A 21,202-nucleotide genomic window follows, 5' to 3' on the forward strand; every position below is an offset into this window, starting at 1 on the left:
TTTGTTTTTTGTTGATAACTAAAATTGATTTCTAACCATTGAAAATGTATTTTTGAAAAGTTAGAATTTCTTCAAATTTCCTTGCATGTATTTAATTTTCGATACCGAAACCACCGGATTGCCTAAACGTTGGGGTGCACCTATTTCCGACACTGACAACTGGCCAAGATGTATTCAGATTGCCTGGCAGTTGCACGACGCGATGGGGAATCTGATTGAACATCAGGATTATTTAGTAAAGCCAGAAGGTTTTAATATTCCGTATGATGCCGAGCGAATTCACGGAATTTCAACCGAGTTAGCAGAAACGCAAGGAATACCTTTATCAGATGTTTTAGAAAAATTCAATACCGCTTTGGCGAAAGCCAAATTTATAGTCGGGCAAAATGTAGGCTTCGACGTTAATATTATGGGTTGTGAATTTTACCGATTAGGCGTGAATTCACCCATGGCTTCTATGCCGGTTTTGGACACGTGTACTGAAGTTACCGCATCCCTTTTGAAGTTGCCCGGTGGACGTGGCGGGAAGTTCAAATTGCCAACACTAACCGAACTTCACGGATATCTTTTTAATGTGCCATTCGCAGAAGCGCATAATGCTACAGCAGACGTTGAAGCAACAACCCGTTGTTTCTTGGAGTTAATTCGCAGAACCATTTTTACCAAAGAAGAACTGGATGTTCCTGCTGATTATTTCAGAGAGTTTGGAGAGAATAATCCAAAGGAAATTCAACTTATCGGATTAAAACACATCAATCTCAAGCAGGCTTCGGAGGAAATTCGAAAACAGATTAGTCAGAATGAAGAAGTTGTTGTTCCGACTGAGGTAGACGAACAAATTCACCATGATTTAGCCGATGTTGATTTTGTGCAATTGCACAATCACACCCAGTTTTCAGTATTGCAATCAACCATCAGTGTAGCCGATTTGGTCAAAGCAGCTGTTCAAAACAAAATGCCGGCCGTAGCCATGACCGATCATGCCAATTTAATGGGTGCTTTTCATTTTGTTAGAGATATTTTATACCACAATAAATCGGCGCAAGCTAAAAACAAACAAGCCGAAGAAAACGGTGAAGCGCCAACAGAAACTATCATAAAGCCCATCGTAGGTTGCGAATTTTATGTGTGCGATGATTTAAGAGACAAGTCCCGAAAAGAAAATGGATACCAAATCGTTTTTTTAGCCAAAACCAAAAAAGGCTATCACAATTTGGCTAAATTATCTTCCATCGCTTACACTGAAGGGTTTTATTACGTACCAAGAATTGACCGAAAAGCCATCCAGCAATACAAAGAGGATTTAATCGTTTTATCCGGAAATCTCTATGGAGAAATTCCGAGTAAGGTATTAAACATTGGTGAAAACCAAGCCGAAGAAGCACTCATTTGGTGGAAACAAGAATTCGGTGCTGATTTTTACATCGAGTTAATGCGTCACAATCAGGAAGATGAAAATCGGGTTAATACCTCGCTGATTGCTTTGGCTAAAAAACACCAAGTCAAAACCGTTGCTACCAATAACGTTTTCTATATCAATAAAGAAGATGCCAATGCGCATGACATTTTATTGTGTGTGCGCGATGGTGAAAAACAATCTACACCAATTGGTCGCGGACGAGGTTATCGCTATGGTTTAAACAATAAAGAATACTATTTCAAGTCGGGCGAAGAGATGAAAAAACTCTTCCATGATTTACCAGAAGCGATTGTTTCCACAGAAGAAATCACCAATAAAATCGAAATTTACGATTTGTCGAGAGAAGTTTTACTTCCTAAATTCGACATTCCGGCAGAATTTTTAGTAGCTGAAGATGAAGCTGATAAAGGCAAACGTGGAGAAAATAAATACCTTCATCATTTAACTTATGAAGGCGCCAAAAGACGTTATGCCGAAATCACACCTGAAATTCAAGAGCGCATCGATTTCGAATTGTTAACCATTGAAAATTCCGGTTATCCCGGTTATTTCTTAATTGTGCAGGATTTCATCGCCGAAGCCCGAAAAATGGGTGTTTCTGTTGGTCCAGGTCGTGGTTCTGCCGCCGGTTCTGTAGTGGCTTATTGTCTCGGAATTACCAATATTGATCCGTTGTTATACAATTTGCTTTTTGAGCGTTTCTTAAATCCGGACAGGGTTTCACTTCCCGATATCGATATCGATTTTGATGACGAAGGCCGAAGCCGTGTCATGGATTATGTAATCAATAAATACGGTTCCAAACAAGTAGCACAAATCATCACTTATGGAACTATGGCGACCAAATCAAGTATTCGGGATACCGCAAGGGTTATGGATTTGCCGCTTTTTGAAGCCGATAAGGTAGCCAAATTGATTCCGGGCATGATGCCTTCCAAATGGAATTTGGCCCGACTTTTATCCGAAGATGAAGCTACTATTAAAAAAGTATTGCGTCCGGAAGAGTTTGATAAAGTAAAAGAATTGATTTCGCTTTCTAAAGAAAATTCGCTTTGTTCTGAGACTATCAATCAAGCCAAATTTTTAGAAGGAAATCTTAGAAATACCGGAATTCATGCTTGTGGCGTTATCATTACGCCAAGTGACATCACTAATTTCGTTCCCGTAGCCACGGCCAAAGATTCCGATTTATATGTGACTCAATTTGACAACTCTGTGGTAGAAAGTGCCGGTTTGTTAAAGATGGACTTCTTGGGTTTGAAAACCCTAACCTTGATAAAAGACACGGTAAAATTAGTAAAATACAGAACCGGAAAAGACCTAAATCCGGATGAGTTTCCTATTGATGATGCCAAAACGTATGAACTTTTCCAACGGGGAGAAACAGTCGGGATTTTCCAGTATGAAAGTGCCGGAATGCAAAAATATATGAAGGAATTGAAGCCAACGGTTTTTGGTGATTTGATTGCGATGAACGCGTTATACCGACCGGGACCTATTGCTTACATTCCAAGTTTCATCAAACGAAAAAATGGGGAAGAACCTATTGAATACGACTTAGACGCGTGTGAAGAATTGCTTAGTGATACGTACGGAATTACCGTTTACCAAGAACAGGTAATGCTTTTGTCCCAAAAATTAGCCGGTTTCTCTAAAGGTGATGCCGACGTGTTGCGTAAAGCTATGGGGAAAAAGCAAAAAGATGTTTTGGATAAAATGAAACCCAAATTCATTTCGCAAGCCGAAGCCAAAGGTCATCCGGCAGAAAAATTAGAAAAAATCTGGAAAGATTGGGAAGCCTTTGCCGAGTATGCTTTCAATAAATCCCATTCCACATGTTATGCTTGGATTGCTTACCAAACGGCCTATTTAAAAGCCAATTATCCGGCAGAATATATGGCAGCGGTTTTATCCAATAACATGAACGATATCAAACAGGTTTCGTTCTTTATGGAAGAATGTAAACGCATGGGATTGCAAGTGCTCGGTCCGGACGTGAATGAGAGTTTCTACAAATTTACAGTAAACGAAAGTTACGCCATTCGTTTCGGAATGGGCGCTGTAAAAGGTGTAGGGGCCAATGCCGTAGAGACAATTGTTCAAAACAGAAAAGACGAAAAGTATAAATCGATATTTGATTTGGCCAAAAAAATAGATTTGCGTGCCGCAAATAAAAAAGCTTTCGAAAGCTTGGCTCTAGCCGGTGGATTTGATTGTTTTCAAAACACTCATCGCGCACAATACTTCCATATTGAAGGCGAAGGCATCACTTTTTTGGAAAAAGCAATTCGGTATGGTTCCAAGTTTCAGGAGAACGAAAATTCTTCTCAAGTCAGTTTGTTTGGCGAAGCCAGTGAAGTTCAAATAGCAGAACCAATCGTTCCTCCGTGTGAAGAATGGAGTACGATGGAAAAGTTGGCCAAAGAAAAAGAAGTGGTTGGGATATACATTTCCGGACATCCATTGGACGATTTTAAATTCGAAATGAAATATTTCTGCAACAGTAAATTAGAGTATTTAAAAAATCTTAATAACTATATAGGTAAGAATTTAACTTTTGCCGGAATTGTAACCAATGTGCAATACAAAACCGCCAAAAACGGCAAAGACTGGGCCATGTTTACCTTGGAAGGCTACGATGAAAGTTACGACTTCAGGATTTTTGATGAAGAGTATTTGAAATTCAGACATTTCTTGGTCAACAACCAATTTGTATATTTCAAAATCACAGTGAAAGACGGTTGGGTCAATAGAGAAACCGGAAAAAAATCAGAACCTAGAATACAGTTTTTGGATGTTAAACAATTACAGGATGTTTTACCGCAATACGCCAAAAAGTTAAGCATTCAGATGGATATCAGTGATTTACAACAGAGTTTAATTCAAAAATTAAATGAGATTTTCAGAGTTAATGAAGGTGATAAATCAGTGAATTTTGAAGTAATAGAAACCGAGATTGTAGCCAAACCAATCGAAGTTGTAAAACCAATCGAATCTGTTTCATTGGTTAGTGACGAGGAAGAAATTGACATCGAAAACCTAGAAGGCAATGAGATTATGTCAGAAGAAATGTCGGAAGCCATCCCAATCATAGCCGAAGAAGTGAAAAGAATAACCACATTAGAAATGCCAAGTAGAAGATTAAAGATTAAGATATCCAAAGAATTATTATTAGAATTGGAAAAAATGAATGTGAAATTCGGCTTAAATTAGGTATCAGTTCTGATAATGATTTGATAGCCAAAACTGATTTTTTTAGTATAGAAAACCAAAATAAAATGTCTAATTTTGTGGTCAAATAAATACAGTAATTTAAAAATATAAAATATGGCTTTAGCAATTACAGACGCTACTTTTGACGAAGTAGTATTAAAATCAGATAAACCGGTAGTAGTAGATTTTTGGGCAGCATGGTGTGGACCATGTCGTATGGTTGGACCGGTTATTGATGAAATTTCTTCAGAATACGAAGGAAAAGCAGTGGTTGGAAAAGTAGACGTTGATGCAAACCAAGAGTTCGCTGCCAAATACGGCGTGCGTAATATCCCAACGGTTCTAGTGTTCCAAAATGGGGAAGTTGTAGGACGTCAAGTTGGCGTTGCACCTAAAAAGACTTATACTGATGCTATCGATGCATTGTTGTAAAATACCAATGAAAAAGAAATGGAGGTCTAACGAAAGTTAGGCCTTTTTTTATGATTAGAAGCAAACGATTAGCTTTTTTAGGAAATACAGACCCGCTGTCCGCGCTACATGGTAGCCAGCTCCCATCGGGGCTAGTGTTCCCGTTTTGTGATTTACAGGATAACTTTTTAAGTAGTGCAATTTTACCTATATTTGACACGAGCCTTGCGCAAGCATGACGAACTGACGAAGTAATTATGAAGATCGAAGAACAAAAAGAACTCGTTTCCGGATTTAAACACCTCGAATTGCTAGCCAATCAAGTGGTAGAAGGCTTTATTTCGGGCATGCACAAATCTCCTTTTCATGGTTTTTCTGCAGAATTTGCAGAACATAAAGTCTACAATGCCGGCGAAAGCACCAAACATATCGATTGGAAGTTGTTTGCCAAAACGGACCGATTGTACACCAAAAAATTTGAAGAGGAAACCAATCTGCGTTGTCATTTGATTATCGATAATTCGTCTTCAATGCATTATCCGAAATTGAAAAGTGACGAGCCGTTTTACCACAATAAAATTGGGTTTTCAGTATTGGCTTCGGCCGTTTTAATGAATTTATTGAAGAAACAACGCGATGCCGTTGGGCTAAGTGTCTATTCGGATACTTACGAATATTACGCGCCCGAAAAAGGCAGTGATCGCCATCATCGTATGATTTTGAATAAGTTGGAAAATCTTTTAGAAAACCCCAAGGAATCTAAAAGCACGGATACCGTTACATTTTTACATCAAATTGCCGAAAAAATCCACCGTCGTTCGATGATTATTTTGTTTACCGATATGTTTCAAACCGGCAATAATGAAGCACTATTTAATGCCTTACAACATTTGAAACACAACAAACACAAAGTAGTAGTGTTTCATGTGATTGATAAAAAAACTGAAATTAACTTCAATTTCGACAATGCCCCAAGAAAATTTATCGATTTAGAAACCGGAGAACAGATTACTATTTTTGCAGATTCGGTAAAAGAAGCCTACGAAGAAAAAGTCAACGAGTATTTCAAAACCTTAGCGATGACCTGTGCGCAAAACAAAATAAAGTATGTACCGGTCGCAGTAGAGGAAAGTTTTGAAAAAATTTTAACGACATACTTGGTTGAAAAACAAATGTTTGGTTAGGAATAAAAAAAAGAGTTGATTTTTTTAGCAAAAAAAAGTTGCAGAAATCAAAATCAGTTGTATATTTGCAACCGCAATTAAGCGATGGTTTGGTAGTTCAGTTGGTTAGAATACATGCCTGTCACGCATGGGGTCGCGGGTTCGAGTCCCGTCCAGACCGCTAAAATTGGGAAAGGTTTTCAGAAATGAAAACCTTTTTTGCCCAAAATAGGATTTTAAAATTCTCTTTAGGCTCCAAGAAAGTATCTAAGATTAGTTGTGTTGTTTCGCTACGACTTTGTAACTCGTAGCAGGTTTAGTAGTTAGACCAATGAAAAGCTTTCCACTTTATTGTGGATGGCTTTTTTGCTTTATAGTGTTTTGATTTTTTGTTTTGTAATTAACTGAAAATTTGTAACTTGCATCGCCTTTTAAGTACAAATACTACTCATAGGTCAATTGTCAATCAACCCAACCAATTCCAAAACATGAAAAAACTATTACTTGTTCTCGCTTTGTTTTTTTCAAGCTCAATTTTATGGGCTCAAAATTTTAATCAGCCTACACAATTCAACAATGTGTGTGATGATAATAACGATGGTTATGCCTCTTTTTGGCTTGGGGAAATTACATTTGAAATTTTAGGAAATTTGAATCCTGAAGATTATGTGATTACCCATCATGAAACCCAAAATGACGCCACAACGGGATTTAACGCTTTAACAAGTCCGTACAACAATATTTATTCTTTTACTCAAACTATTTTTGTTAGAGTTGTAACAGTAGCTACCAATGAAGTTACGATATTGACCTATACTTTAACGGTCAATCCAATGCCCGAAGCACCCACAGTAACTCTCACCAATTGTGCTAGCTTAATTACGAGTTTTCCTTGTTGGGACTTGACTTCGATTGAAGCGCAAATTGTACAAGGACAAACATCGGTATTAGTCACTTATTATCAGACATTAGCCGATGCACAAACCGGAACCAATCCGATACAAAATCCAAGTTGCTATCTTAGCCCTGTAATGGCTCCGAATCAACCACCTGTTTATTACCGAGCAGGTTTTGCAGGAAATGGTTGTTTTTCTGTAGGAATGATAGAATTAGTAACTATTGATTGTCAAAATCCAACTTGTGTTGCACCAACCCAATTGATGGTAAGTAACGTCTCCGAAACTTCAGCCGTATTAAGTTGGACGGCCAATGGAGATGAAACAGTATGGAATCTAATGATCTCTGCTAATGGTGTAACTACCATGCCTATTGTTGTCCAACAAAATCCATTTGTTGTAACAGGTCTAACTTGTGGTACCGTCTATGTTTTTTCAGTAAGTGCCAATTGTGGTAATGATGGCACTAGCGCAACTTCAGACTGGTTTACTTTTGCTACCGGTACTTGTGCACCTCAAGCAGGCCAACCCATTAATTTAACCGTATGTGGCGATACACCGCAAGGTTGTTTTGATCTTACCATTAATGATGGTTACATTTTAGGGAATTTAAATCCTACAACATACACCATTTCTTATCATTTATCACAAGCCAATGCCGAAAGTAACATAGCACCAATTCTAAATCCGGCTAACTTTTGCGCCCCAAGTGGTCAAATTATTTATGCTCGATTACAAAACAATGTTACTTCGGAATATCAAATTTTCGGCTTTGCATTGGTCGTAGAAACTTTCTCAAATAATCCACCTCTTTCATTAAATGATATTCAGCAATGTGATGATAATAATGATAGCATAGTCACTTTTGATTTAACTTCTGTTCAATCGCAAATCAATTCAACCAATGCTTTAGAATATTATCCTAGTTTGGCCAATGCCCAAAATCAAGTGGTGCCATTTACTAATCCATCAGCCTTGAATATTGGAACTCAAAATCCGGTAACCAATGTTTTTGTTAGGGAAATTGTTCCAAATGGTTGTGACACTATTTATACTTTCCAGTTGTTGGCTTATCCTAATTGTAATTTGGCGTATACCTGTGTAGGCGCTAACTCACTATGTAATTCATTGGGTGTTCCTTTTCAGAATACTATTAATGCTCCATCGGGAGGAGCAGTTGGATGTTTAGGAACAACACCAAACCAAACATGGTTTTATTTGCCAATAAGTGGTGCAGGAACCATTAATTTACAAATAACACAAGCTTCTTTAAACGGATTTCAATCAGATGTAGATTTTATCGTATATGGGCCATTTTCAACATTGGCTAATGCTTGTAATCAAATATCTCCCAACAATATAGTTAGTTGTAGTTATTCAGCAGCAGCAGTTGAGTATCCTATAATTCCTAATGCACAACCCGGACAATATTATTTGATGATGGTTACTAATTTTAGCAATCAATTGGGTTTAATAACAATTAGTGAACTCGGCAATTCAATGGGTGCTATTGATTGTTCCGGATTAAAATTGAATGCCTTTTTAGATGCCAATAATAACGGTACTCAAGACAATGGCGAACAAAATTTCCCATTAGGACAATTTACCTATGAAATGAACAATAATGGAAATGTTCACAATATTGTTTCTCCAACAGGAATCTACAATATCTATGATACTAATGGTTCTAATTCCTATGATTTGAGTTACTCTATTGATCCAAACTATGCAGCTTCATACGGAATTACAACAGCTTCCTATAGCAATGTAAATGTAATTATCGGAGCCGGAATGCAAACGTATAATTTCCCGATTACGGTAACGCAAACCTACAATGATTTATCGATAACAATAATCCCTGTAAATGCGCCAAGACCCGGATTTACTTACCTGAATAAAATCGTTTATACTAATAATGGAAACCAAACAGTTGCCGCTGGTACGGTGACTTTCAATCATGATGCGCAAGTTTCTATTATCGAGAATTCACAAACTGGAACTACTCCAATTACCAATGGATTTACTTATAATTTCACTAATTTGTTGCCTTTCGAATCAAGAGAAATGATGGTTACTATGCAAGTGCCAACTATTCCAACAGTAACCATTGGAGGATTATTAACTAATACAGCCTCAATTGTTCCGTTAACCGGAGATGTGGTTCCGGCGAACAATTCGGCTACTAATACCCAAATCATTATCGGTGCCTATGATCCGAATGACAAAATGGAAGCCCATGGAGAACGAATTTTGCATGCAACATTTACGCCAAACGATTACTTAACTTATACCATTCGTTTTGAAAACACCGGAAATGCCAGCGCTTTTAATGTTAGAGTTAACGATGTTTTAAATTCCCAATTAGACACCAATAGCATCCGAATGATTAGTGCCAGCCATTCGTATGTAATGGATAGGGTTGACAATAATATCAATTGGTATTTTGATGATATTATGTTGCCACCGTCTGTAGCCAATACTGAAATTGGAAAAGGTTATATTACTTTTATGGTAAAACCATTACCGGGTTATGCCGTAGGAGATATCATTCCAAATACGGCTGCCATTTATTTCGATTTCAATCCGGCAATTATTACCAATACTTTTAATACTGAATTTGTAGCACAATTGGGTGTTGGCGAATTTGAAAATGCCGATTTTGTATTCTATCCAAATCCGGTTTCAGATATCGTTACCATTACCGTTAAAAACGAAGGTGCTATTGCCAATATTGCTATTTACGATGTTTTGGGTAAAATGATAATGGTTCAAAAACCAACCAATGCTTTAGCAACGCAAACGTTAGATTTGTCGGCAGTTTCCAAAGGGATGTATCTTTTAGAAGTAACCACAGACACTAACCTAAAAGTAGTTAAGAAATTGATAGTCGAATAGTTTAAAAGAAATCAATAACAAAGCCTTCTTTCGAGAAGGCTTTTCTTTTTTGGGCAAACCGTAGCTTCGTGAATATAATTTCTTATTTTTGAAACTGTTAATCCGATGGAACCCTTACATGAAAAAAGCATTCGCTTTATTGTTGCTTACTCTTTGTTTTTCTTGCCAATACTTGGAGAAGAAAGTGCCTTCCGAACAGGAATTGCTCGACCAACAAATGCGAGAAATCAACTGGAAAGAAGTGGATGAATATCCTTCGGTAGGCGATTGTGAAAAACTAACCGATGCCACGCAACGCAAACAATGCTTTTTCGACTTTCTAACCGCAACCATTGAACAAAAATTAGCCATTGACACTTTGGCCACAATGTTCCCCAAATTAGATACCATTGAAGTTAGGGTTACCGTTTTCCCTGATGCGACTTTAGAATTTAAACCCGAATTCCCTAAAGATTCCGTAGCCTACGACACCATCAAAATCGACAGCATCCTCCGTGCGCGTTTAATCGATTTTCCTAAAGTTAATCCGGCACTCAAAAGAGGTATTCCGGTCAAGACTCAGTTCATGCTACCGGTGATTATTAAACAGGAGTGATTTTTTAGTAGCTAATCCGGCTATACGTTCCAATCTTTTTACAGTTTGTCACCCTGAGCGCAGTCGAGAGGCTTTTCACAAACTATAAAAAGGATTTCCACTGCTATCCGGGCTAGGGTCAGCGATAAAAAAGGACTTTAAAATACCTAAAGCTCACCCGTATAAAAACCGAAGTTCACCGGACATTCTCCTCTTAATATCAAATATCCGGGCTATTTAGAAAACCTTCTGCCTTTCCAAGAAAAGCTGCCAAACAAAGAATAAACCCCAACCAAACCAGAGTAAAAAGGGTAAATCACACCAGTCGCTAAAGGTAAAATCCATTGGCCTTTCAATAAGTAATTGTTGGTTTTAAAAAGCAACCAGTAATCCACCAAATATTTAGCTGAAAACACACCAAGCAAAATACGCCACTCAAATTTTCCAACAGCAGCCAACAAACAACAGACAACTAGTCCAAGATTCATCATCAAGACAATGACCGCTAAAAACTTAGCATAAACGCTTGGGTAATCTGTAGTTTTGCTCGCCCAACGAACGCGTTGCATAAAGAACTCGAACAAATCATTTTCGGGTTTGGTTTTAACGATGCTTGCCGGATTTTTCAAGTAATGTATTTTATCCAAGTGATTTTTTGTTGCCTTTTGCAATAAGAAAACATCATCGCCACTTGCCATTTTATCATTGCTGTTAAAACCGTCCAATTCGTTGAAGAGTCTTTTGGTATAGGCAAAATTAGCGCCATTACACATAAACGGTTTCCCAATCCCAAAACTACCTATCGTGGTACCTTGCAAACTCAATAAATCCATTTGTTGGAACTTATGAAACCAGTTGTTTTTAGTTTTATAAGCCACAGCACCAACTATCATCTCCGGTTCGTTTTTTTGAATGTAATCGTCTAAGGTCAGCAACCAATTTTTAGGCACAGTACAATCAGCATCCGTTGTGATAATCCAATCGTGTTTGATAATCGGGACGGCTCTTCCGATAGCATCCTTTTTGGGCGAATTCGATAAACGTAAATTTTCCAAAAGTGTCGTGTCCAAAAACTCATGGTCCAAACGCCATCGGATACAAATGCGCTCCGAACTATCAGTCGAGAAATCATCAACCATCACTATTTCGATTAACTTATAAGGATAATTCAGTTGGGAAAATGAGGCTAATAGTTTGGGCAAATTCTTTTCCTCATTGCGAAACGGAACGATAATCGAGAAGGCCGTTTTAGGTTCAACATCCGTTCTTTTAAAAGATTTGACTTTATCATAGCCTAAAATCAATTGAACAATAAGTATGACATATGCTAATAAAATCAAGCAAATAATAATTGTAATTATTTCCATTTCGGTTTAAATTTTAAGACAAAATAACTACCGATGACCACCGGCAAAACGATATTCAAAAACCACATTAGCATGGAAATGAAAACCACTATCCATTCGTTGATACCCAATTTTTCGAAGAAAAAAAGCGCCACACTTCCTTTTACAGCAAAGTCCAGAAACTGAAAACTCGGTAATGAAGAGGCCAAAAAATAAACCGCCGCAATCGAACCCATCATCGTTAGATAAGGTAAATCTACATCAAAAGCCAGAAATAAAAAATAGTATTGGTGTGAAAAAACCAAGTATCGACCCGTAGCCATGATTATATTTTTTCGGTGAATGGTTTTCGGTATTTCGTTGATTTTGGCTAAAATTTTCTCAATAGAATAGCCTTTAATAGTTATAGTTTTGGTTAGAAAAGAAGCAAACAAGACGAGGGATAAGAAACCAATTATAGTCAATGCCCATTTCCAATATCCAATAAAAAATAAACCAATCGTGCCGAGAACAATGGTCAAAATCATTTGGATGCCATTGCAAATTAAGTTCAGGAAAATGATTTTTTTGGTCTTCTTTTTATCAAAATACAAAGCTTTTCCGGCGTATTCGCCCAAGTTGTTTGGAGTGAAAATTCCGGCAGTCAATGCGCCAAGCACTTGTTTTGAAGATTCGCCAACTGAAATAGGTTTTATAAATGAAACTAAATTTTGCCATTTTAGAATTTCCAAATAACGATTTATCACGCTAAAAGAGAATATGAATGATATCCCTAAAATCGACATTTTATCCAACACCAAATTTTGGAACTTCTCCCAATCCAATTTTGAATTTTCCGCCAATTGGTCATAGATAAAATAAAAAGCAGCAGTTACAATCAAAAGTTTGATTAGAAAAACGATGAATTGCTTAGCTTTGTGAGGAATTGAAATCATTAGGCAAAGAAACACAAAACTTTGAACTTGAAACTTTAAACCTGAAACAAAAATCTTTTGGCCAACGAACGCATCATATTAGGCATTGATCCAGGAACCACAATAATGGGTTTCGGACTAATCAAAGTAGTCAACAAAAAAATGGAGTTCATTCAGTTGAACGAGCTCATTTTGAGTAAGTATGATGATCATTACACTAAGTTAAAAGTCATTTTCGAAAGAACCATTGAACTAATAGAAACCCATCATCCCGACGAGATTGCCATCGAAGCCCCGTTTTTCGGAAAGAATGTGCAATCAATGTTAAAATTAGGAAGAGCACAAGGCGTTGCTATGGCAGCGGGTTTGTCACGTCAAATTCCTATCACCGAATACGAACCCAAAAAAATTAAAATGGCCATCACCGGCAACGGAAATGCCAGCAAAGAACAAGTCGCCAAAATGCTACAACAACTTCTAGGGTTAAAAGAATTGCCCAAAAATCTAGATTCCACCGATGGTTTAGCTGCGGCAGTTTGTCATTTTTTTAACTCAGGAAAAGTGACAGGCGCAAAAAGTTATACCGGTTGGGATGCTTTTGTGAAACAAAATGAAGAACGAATAAAAAAATAGTGTTCAGTATTCAGTGTTCAGTAATCAGTTCTGACCACTGACCACTGTCCATTGAGTACTAAAAAAATGAGTGGCATCTACATCCATATTCCTTTCTGCAAACAAGCTTGTCATTATTGTGACTTTCATTTTTCGACTTCCTTAAAGAAAAAAGACGAAATGGTTTTGGCTTTGGTGAAAGAAATTACTTTGCGAAAAGACGAGTTTAAAGATGAAACAGTCGAAACCCTTTACTTCGGTGGCGGGACTCCGAGTATTATACAGACTTCAGATTTGCGATTGTTGATTGATACCGTTTTTCAAAATTTTAAAGTTGTTGATAATCCCGAAATCACTGTCGAAGCCAATCCTGATGATTTAACTAAAGAACGAATTGTCGAGTTGTCAAAAAATAAAGTAAATCGATTAAGCATCGGAATCCAATCTTTTTTTGAAGACGATTTGAAACTGATGAATCGAGCACACAATGTGGCTGAAGCCAAAAAATGTTTGGAAATTGCAACAAAATATTTCGATAACATCACCATCGATTTGATTTACGGCATGCCCAATATGAGTAATGAAAAATGGCTTCAAAATGTCGAATTGGCTTTGGCTTACAACATTCCGCACATTTCGAGTTATGCACTCACTGTTGAGCCGAAAACCGCTTTACATAAGTTTATAAAGCAAGGTGTAATTCCGCAACTCGATGATGAATTGGCGCAAGAGCATTTTAATTTATTGGTAGACAAATTAGAAGAAAACGGATTCATTCATTATGAGTTGTCCAATTTTGGCAAAGAAAACTATTTTTCCAAAAACAATTCGAGTTATTGGTTAGGAAAAAAGTATATCGGAATCGGTCCGTCAGCACACAGTTATGATGGCGAAAAACGAGGTTGGAATGTGTCCAATAACTCACTTTACTTAAAATCTTTAGCCGAAAATAAAATCCCAATTGAAATGGAAACCTTAACTAAAACCGACCGCTATAACGAATACATCATGACCGGTTTGCGAACGATTTGGGGTGTTTCTTTAGACAGAATTGAAACCGAATTCGGACCGAAATATTTAGAGTATCTCAACCAACAATCAGCTAAATACATCGAAGATCATTTGCTTTTTGTAGACGATAATGTTTTGCGAACCACAAAAAGCGGGAAGTTTTTGGGAGACGGAATAGCGTCCGACTTATTTTTGCTAAATTTGGAGTAAAATCCATTCCATTGAAAGCAGTAATCAATAATAACTTCGAAATCGACTTATCAAAACCCATTGATATTTCCATTCCATTATCCAACTCCGATGCGAATCCGATTGCGTGGTATCTTGAAAAACCTGAAATCAAACCGGTTATATTTGGAGATTGGGTTGGAAAAGTATCCGAAGGCAGTTCGACCAATTTCAATAACATTTTCTTCAATCCGCACGGACACGGAACGCACACCGAATGTCTCGGTCATATTACTAAAGAATTTTTCAGCATCAACCAATGTTTGAAACAGTTTTTCTTTACTGCCGAATTGATTTCTATTGAACCGGAAAGTGTAGTAGATGATTTAATTATTACTAAATTTCAAATAGTATCCGCTTTAGCAGGTAAATCTCCGGAAGCCATTGTTATTAGGACTTTACCAAATGAAACGGGTAAAAAACATAAAAATTATTCCCATACCAATCCGCCATATTTAGCCGAAGACGCAGCGATTTTTATTCGTGAAAGCGGCATCAAACATTTGCTAATTGATTTGCCAAGTGTAGATAGGGAAGAAGACGAAGGAAAACTATTGGCACACAAAGCTTTTTGGAACGTGAAAAATGTCGATAATCTCAATGCTGATGCGAGATTGGATTCCACAATTACTGAAATGATTTATGTGGAAGAAGATGTTAAAGACGGAAGTTATATTCTTAATTTACAAATCGCTTCGTTTGAAAATGATGCTTCGCCAAGCAAACCGGTTTTGTATAGTTTGGAGTAGGGAGACTTTAGTTTGGAGTAAGAAAAAGGAGTTTGGAGTTTATTAAAATAGTATTATGGATTATAGAGATTTATTGGGTTATAAGAAATCATTTGAATTGGCTATGAAGGTATTTGAAGTTTCTAAACATTTTCCAAAAGAAGAAAAATATTCTTTAACTGATCAAGTCAGAAGGAGTTCAAGGAGTGTTACTGTCACTATAACTGAAGCTTATAGAAAAAGAGTTTATCCAAAGAGCTTCTTTAGTAAGCTTAGTGATGCAGAAGCTGAAAATTCTGAAACTCAGGTATGGTTAGATTTTTCATTAGCTTGTGATTATTTGGAAGAAGTAAAATATAATGAACTCACTGCTATAAATAATGAAGTAGGAAAATTAATTTATTACATGATGAACAATCCAGATAAATTTGGTTCAAGCAAAATCTAAACTCCAAACTAATCACTCCTAACTCCCAACTATAAATGGACATCCAACAGCTTTACGAATTCTGTCTTTCCAAAAAAGGCGTAACCGAGCACTTTCCGTTCGACGAAGACACTTTGGTGTTTAAAGTCGGCGGTAAAATGTTTTGCCTGACATCGTTTAAAGAATGGGAAAAAGGAACGCCTGCGCTCAATTTAAAATGTGATCCCGAACGTGGTGAAGAACTTCGGGCTGAATTCGAGGCGATACAACCCGGTTATCACATGAGCAAAATCCATTGGAATACCATAAGTTTTAACAGCGATGTTTCAGATAAAATGATGTGTGAACTGATAAATCATTCCTATGAATTGGTTTTCAAAAGTTTGACCAAAAAAAGTCAAAACGAAATTCTCGAAAATGAGAATTAGGCATTACTTTTGCTAAAAATATTGCGTCAAATTAAAACACAAACCATGTTAGATAATTTAAAGAAGATATTAAACGAAGACCAAGACCCGAAAGCGATTGAGAAAATCACTGCCAAATTGGACAATTTATTGATGACCAATGAAGAAGTGGGTTATATAGCGGTACAAAAAAAACCGGCTGTAAATATTTTTCCCGACAGCATAGTTGTGACCAATAAAAGAATCATTCTTTGCAAGCCTAAAAATTTAGGGTTGTCGATGGAATTTATCGATTATGATTGGGATGATATTGAAGCGAGTTTTGTAAAAGAAGGGATTTTAGGAGCCGATTTTACTTTTTCTACCAAGTCTGATTTAACGCATACCGTTGATTATTTACCTAAAAATCAAGCGCGAAAATTATACACTTTTGCCAAAGAACAATTAGATTTATTAAAGCACCCGAAGGCAGAAACGCCAATTGTTGAGCAACCTAAAGCTGTAGTTATTGATGAACCAATAGTTATTGATGAAGCAGAAGTGATAGAAGAAGTAGCTACCGAAGAAGTAACCAATTATGCCGAAATTATTCCGGTGGAACAATCAGGTTACCGTGATGAAAAACAATTTCCCGATGATAAATCAGGTTTAGGAGAATTATCACAAGACGAATTGTTCGAAAAGCTTCAGAACTATAAAAAATTATTAGACAACGGATTGATTCTTCAAGGCGAATATGATTCTTTGAAAAAAGAAATATTGAGCCATATGTAATTTAAGGGATTAGTAATAAGGGAAAAGCAAAAAGGGAATAATTAAAATATAATTAACTATTCCCTTTTTGCTTTTCCCTTATCCCTTTTTCTACATCGATTTCTTCTGCTTATCCACAAAACCATCGGCTTGGAGTTTGAGCAATTCGATAGCGCCTTTTTTCTTGTAGTTGTAGATTTCTTTGTCATCTCTGATATCGGCATAGACTTTATCGTAGATTTCTGCATCGGTTTTCTTTTGCAATTCGCTTTGGTAACGGTTTTGCGCAATGACATTTTTGATACCCATTTCTTGGTCTTCTTGTTTTAAATCATATTCTCCTTTGGGCGATAATAATTTGGCAAAAATGGGTGAAGTTTCTATCGCTAAAAATAACAGCATGATGAAGAAAGATGGCAACCAAGGCAATTTTCCTAAAGCGTTAATTCGGGCCATTAAACCATCGAAACTGTCAATGATGGGTTGGCTATCAGACACTTTTTTGTCTAAATCGGCTTGAAGAGTTTTGCTTCTGGCTTCTTTTTCAGCTATGGCATTCACACTCGAAGTTTTTAACGAATCCAATTGTTTGGTGGCCAAATCGTGTGCAGCACGTTTTTCTTTATAAATCGGTCCTTTCCCCATTTTCTTAGTTCCGGCTGAACCTTCGGCTTCGGTGATGTAGGAATCGTATAAAGCGGAAACTTCTTTTTCTTTTTTGGCAATTGATGATTTTAAGCTGTCTATTTCGGCTTTGTTTTTATCGACATCGCCTTTGAAATAATTGGTCACCTGATTTTTATTGGCGATGGCCATTTCATTTTTCTCCTTTAATAAAACGGTATTGATTTCTTTTTCAAAAATTTTGATTTCTAGAGGTTTAGAAATTACAATGGCAATAATTACTGCTAAAGCAATTCGGGGAGAAGCCTGAATAAATTCGTCTAAAAAACTATCCCTTTTTTTGATGGTAGACACGATAAATCTATCCAAATTGAAAATTAAAAACCCCCAAATCAGTCCGAAAAAAATCGCGGTATAGAGATTATCAAAAACAGTGTAAAGGGCATAACTTCCCGCAATAAAAGCCATAACTGCTGTAAAAAATACGGTAGCGCCAATGCCCGCGTATTTGTTTTGTTCGCCATTGGAACAAGAGTTCACTATGTCGCTGTCGACACCGGAACAAAGGAGGAAAAAACGTTTTAACATGATGATTGATTTTACTCCGAAACGGGTTCGGAAGATTTTGATTATGATGATTATACAAATATAACGCCAAAAGTTTTAGTTTATTGTAAGGCGTTGATTTTAAATAAAAAACCCGCTAATTTATAGCGGGTTTGGTTTTATTTCTTCTTCAGAAATCAGAACGCCTTTTTCATATTTTTTGATGCCAATGACTTTACCGTTTTGATCAAAAAAAGTCCATTCACCAATTATATACCAATGCGTTCCGTCTTGTTCTTCTAGCATCATCGATTGACCGGTTGAAGTAATTCTGCCTTTATGGTCAAAAGTTTTGATGTGACAAATCCCATCTGAGTATTTCTCGGTTTTGACCAGCTTTCTGTTTTCGTAATATTTCCAGGTTTTGATTTCTATGCTTTTTCTATATTGGCCTTTTGATTTGTAAAGTATGCCGTTAACGGTGTCTTTGTAAACCCATTTGCCAACACGGTCATGATTTACCGTTTTATTGATTTTACAACTGCCAATCAACAAAGAAAGCATCAATAATGATAGAAATCTAGAATTCATTTACTCAGATTTTATGGAAATCGGTAAGCTGTACATTGTTCTGACCGGTTTTCCGTCTATTTTTCCCGGTTTCCATTTTGGGGATTCTTTCAAAACTCTTACCGCTTCTTCTCCGGTTCCGTAACCCATATCTCTAAGTATTTTTATGTTGGATAAACTGCCGTCTTTTTCTACGATGAAACTGGCAAAGACTCTTCCTTTCAGTTTGTTTTTGGTTACTTCTTCAGGGATTTTAAAGTTGGCGCCGATGTATTTGTAGAAGGCTTCTAAACCCAATTCGAACTCCGGTTTTTCGTTTAGATCGGATAAATTATAAACATCAGTTTCTTGTTTCTTTGTTGGAACTTCCTCAATAGTGTTGCTTTTGGGTTCTATTTTTATTCCATAAATGTCAATGCTATTCCCTGTGGGATCAAAATATTTAATTTCTCCTTTTTGATTCGTTACATAGAAACAAGTTTGGTTGTTTATTTTTATATAGCCTTCTTTGAATTTGTTTTTTCCGGTTACATCGAACGACCCCTTTTCGTTGAAGTATTTCTCTCCCACTTTTTCATATACTTCACCGTTAATGGTAACTTTTTCTAATGGCTTTTTCTTAATAGTGTCATTAATTGTAGGGATAATTTCTGCAGTTACTTTTGATTTATTGGTTTTTGTATTCCCTTCTTTCCAAATTACAATTTCTTCACCCGTATATTTCTTTTTTTGTTTTCCCATTCCTTCTTTTTCAAAATAAGGATGCGTATAAAACCAATATTGAAATGGTTGTGGATGTTTTTTTGTTCGGGCATTTTTTAGAATTACACTTCCCGAAAAATGGGCAATGTCTTTAGGATTATACTTGTTCAATTCATTGTTTGGAACGTTTTTTCCGTCAATCCAAATGGCATATTTTTTTGAGTTTTTGAACTCATTTAATTCAATTGTTGTTGGAGATTTTTTTTCTAATGGTTTAGGAACGAACAAATACAGTATGATGTCTTTCTTTTCATTTTCAGTAAGTTCTTGGTATTTTTTATTAAAAATTAGCTTTCCAAATTTATAGCCATCTTTAGTTTTAATTCTGCTTTCGTAATATTTGATACGAACATTTTTATAAAATTCTTCTTCGTAATTTGTTTTGCTATTTTCTGTAATTGAATTTCTATCTGAAATTACTTTTTCCTGCGCCACAATTTCAATACAGAAAAAGTAAATTAAACCTGCAAGAATAGGTGTAATGGCTATTTTCTTCAAAAAAACTATACTTTTCGAAGTGCTTTTTGTCATCATAATTAATCGTTTTTTGGTTACTAAATAATTCAAGTTACTGGCCAAGTAAATCGTTGCGTTGACGTTTCCTTTTCGCAATAGCAAGCTTTGGTAAAACGGAACATCATTATAGGATTGCACCACTTTTTCATCTGCGAAAAATTCGTGGTTGAGTTGGATTGCTTTTTTATAGTAATAAAATACAGGATTGAACCAAAAAACGGTTTTCAAAAACTCAATAAACAAGATGTCTAAAGTGTGTTTTTGCGTAACGTGAACTAGTTCGTGTGTGTACAATTCGTCTTCAATATTCCTTTGGTTGTAGTCGTCAAAATTGATGAAGATGGAATTCAAAAAGGTATGTGGAAGTGTTTTTTCATCCACCAAAACCAGTTGGGCGTTTTTGTATTTTACGGTTGGATTAGAAGAAGATTTTGCCATTAATTTCCAGATGTTTTTACCGAAACGAATGGTTAAGAGAAGCGTTGTTAGTCCGTATAAACTCCAAAATATTATTGGCGTATAATCAATTGTTTCTATAACCGGAATGGTTTCATTCGACATAGGTATCGGCATGTAAATCGGTTCTGTGATTGCTGCCACCGGAATTTCTTTGATTATTTCAAAAGTTATAAACGGAATGGCAAGTGAAATTACTATCGAAAACAATAAGTAAAACCGATTGAATTGGTGCATTTTTTCTTTTTCTAATACCAAATGATAGAAGCCAAGAAAAAGGATTAAGCTGATGGTTGATTTGATTAGAAAGTCGGTCATTTTTTCTTTTTTTGAAGTTCAACATCGATGATTTTCTTTAAGTCTTCCAATTCTTTTTCAGACAAATTAGTTGAAGTCGTAAAAAAAGAAGCAAATTGCGAAGCCGAATCGTTAAAGAAGTTTTTAATCAATCCGTTGACATGTTTAGAGAAATAATCCGATTTTTGGACCAGCGGATAATATTCTCTGGAGTTTCCAAATTCGGTATAAGCCACAAATTTCTTGTCGATCATTCTTTTCAAAAGTGTGGCTACGGTTGTCGTGGCCGGTTTAGGTTCGGGAAAAGCTTCCAATAAATCTTTCATGAAGGCTTTCTCTAGTTTCCACAAATGTTCCATCAATTGTTCTTCTGAATTGGATAGTTGCATTGCTCTACGATTTTAGAAATTACTCTACAAATGTAGAAGAAAAA

At 36.4% G+C, this 21,202-nt stretch carries 17 protein-coding genes and 1 tRNA gene; 12 read left to right on the plus strand and 6 right to left on the minus strand.

Annotated elements, in window-relative coordinates; genetic code table 11:
• Window positions 1-85 precede the first annotated feature (85 nt).
• The 6 genes from dnaE (at window position 86) to ICG50_RS03245 (ending at window position 10,593) form a co-directional block, all read left to right on the plus strand.
• Window positions 86-4,633 (plus strand): DNA polymerase III subunit alpha, encoded by a 4,548-nt coding sequence (gene dnaE, locus ICG50_RS03220; protein WP_187659459.1) that lies wholly within the window; start codon window positions 86-88, stop codon window positions 4,631-4,633.
• Window positions 4,634-4,747: 114 nt separating this feature from the next.
• A complete protein-coding gene (trxA, locus tag ICG50_RS03225; protein WP_121312549.1) occupies window positions 4,748-5,065 on the plus strand; it encodes a thioredoxin in 318 nt (105 codons plus the stop codon).
• A 236-nt stretch (window positions 5,066-5,301) separates the two neighbouring features.
• Window positions 5,302-6,228: a DUF58 domain-containing protein gene (locus ICG50_RS03230; RefSeq protein WP_187659460.1), complete on the plus strand. Its 927-nt coding sequence runs from the start codon at window positions 5,302-5,304 to the stop codon at window positions 6,226-6,228.
• A gap of 86 nt (window positions 6,229-6,314) precedes the next feature.
• A tRNA-Asp gene (locus tag ICG50_RS03235) sits at window positions 6,315-6,388 on the plus strand.
• Between the two features lie 307 nt (window positions 6,389-6,695).
• Window positions 6,696-9,998 (plus strand): DUF7619 domain-containing protein, encoded by a 3,303-nt coding sequence (locus ICG50_RS03240; protein WP_187659461.1) that lies wholly within the window; start codon window positions 6,696-6,698, stop codon window positions 9,996-9,998.
• A gap of 118 nt (window positions 9,999-10,116) precedes the next feature.
• On the plus strand, window positions 10,117-10,593 hold the full coding sequence (locus ICG50_RS03245; RefSeq protein WP_187659462.1) for a hypothetical protein: 477 nt from the start codon (window positions 10,117-10,119) through the stop codon (window positions 10,591-10,593).
• 212 nt (window positions 10,594-10,805) lie between these two features.
• On the opposite strand, the gene ICG50_RS03250 is transcribed toward ICG50_RS03245, so the two are convergent.
• Both ICG50_RS03250 and ICG50_RS03255 read right to left on the minus strand, forming a co-directional pair.
• Window positions 10,806-11,939 carry a glycosyltransferase family 2 protein gene (locus tag ICG50_RS03250; protein ID WP_187659463.1) on the minus strand — a complete coding sequence of 378 codons (1,134 nt, stop codon included), beginning with the start codon at window positions 11,937-11,939 and terminating at the stop codon, window positions 10,806-10,808.
• Window positions 11,930-12,853 (minus strand): hypothetical protein, encoded by a 924-nt coding sequence (locus ICG50_RS03255; protein WP_187659464.1) that lies wholly within the window; start codon window positions 12,851-12,853, stop codon window positions 11,930-11,932. The genes ICG50_RS03250 and ICG50_RS03255 overlap by 10 nt, the downstream gene beginning before the upstream one ends.
• Window positions 12,854-12,910: 57 nt before the next feature.
• On the opposite strand from ICG50_RS03255, the gene ruvC reads away from it, so the two are divergent.
• The 6 genes from ruvC (at window position 12,911) to ICG50_RS03285 (ending at window position 17,019) form a co-directional block, all read left to right on the plus strand.
• A complete protein-coding gene (gene ruvC / locus ICG50_RS03260; protein WP_187659465.1) occupies window positions 12,911-13,465 on the plus strand; it encodes a crossover junction endodeoxyribonuclease RuvC in 555 nt (184 codons plus the stop codon).
• Window positions 13,466-13,531: 66 nt separating this feature from the next.
• Window positions 13,532-14,665 (plus strand): radical SAM family heme chaperone HemW, encoded by a 1,134-nt coding sequence (hemW, locus tag ICG50_RS03265; RefSeq protein WP_187659466.1) that lies wholly within the window; start codon window positions 13,532-13,534, stop codon window positions 14,663-14,665.
• A gap of 11 nt (window positions 14,666-14,676) precedes the next feature.
• Entirely contained in the window at window positions 14,677-15,432 is a 756-nt protein-coding gene (locus ICG50_RS03270; protein WP_187659467.1) for a cyclase family protein, read from the plus strand.
• Between the two features lie 55 nt (window positions 15,433-15,487).
• On the plus strand, window positions 15,488-15,859 hold the full coding sequence (locus ICG50_RS03275; RefSeq protein ID WP_187659468.1) for a four helix bundle protein: 372 nt from the start codon (window positions 15,488-15,490) through the stop codon (window positions 15,857-15,859).
• Between the two features lie 35 nt (window positions 15,860-15,894).
• On the plus strand, window positions 15,895-16,266 hold the full coding sequence (locus tag ICG50_RS03280) for an MmcQ/YjbR family DNA-binding protein (protein WP_187659469.1): 372 nt from the start codon (window positions 15,895-15,897) through the stop codon (window positions 16,264-16,266).
• Between the two features lie 45 nt (window positions 16,267-16,311).
• The gene (locus ICG50_RS03285) at window positions 16,312-17,019 is read left to right on the plus strand and encodes a PH domain-containing protein (RefSeq protein ID WP_187659470.1); all 708 of its coding nucleotides are present in this window, start codon (window positions 16,312-16,314) and stop codon (window positions 17,017-17,019) included.
• Between the two features lie 90 nt (window positions 17,020-17,109).
• On the opposite strand, the gene ICG50_RS03290 is transcribed toward ICG50_RS03285, so the two are convergent.
• The 4 genes from ICG50_RS03290 to ICG50_RS03305 form a co-directional block, all read right to left on the minus strand.
• A complete protein-coding gene (locus tag ICG50_RS03290) occupies window positions 17,110-18,210 on the minus strand; it encodes a DUF4407 domain-containing protein (protein ID WP_187659471.1) in 1,101 nt (366 codons plus the stop codon).
• Window positions 18,211-18,330: 120 nt separating this feature from the next.
• Window positions 18,331-18,759, minus strand: a complete 429-nt coding sequence (locus ICG50_RS03295; protein WP_187659472.1) for a hypothetical protein — start codon at window positions 18,757-18,759, stop codon at window positions 18,331-18,333.
• Window positions 18,760-20,790 carry an energy transducer TonB gene (locus ICG50_RS03300; protein ID WP_187659473.1) on the minus strand — a complete coding sequence of 677 codons (2,031 nt, stop codon included), beginning with the start codon at window positions 20,788-20,790 and terminating at the stop codon, window positions 18,760-18,762.
• Window positions 20,787-21,158, minus strand: a complete 372-nt coding sequence (locus tag ICG50_RS03305; RefSeq protein WP_187659474.1) for a BlaI/MecI/CopY family transcriptional regulator — start codon at window positions 21,156-21,158, stop codon at window positions 20,787-20,789. Before ICG50_RS03305 ends, ICG50_RS03300 begins: the two co-directional genes overlap by 4 nt.
• Window positions 21,159-21,202: the final 44 nt, after the last annotated feature.

This window comes from Flavobacterium buctense (genome assembly GCF_014486695.1).
In the GTDB taxonomy this organism is placed as follows: domain Bacteria; phylum Bacteroidota; class Bacteroidia; order Flavobacteriales; family Flavobacteriaceae; genus Flavobacterium; species Flavobacterium buctense.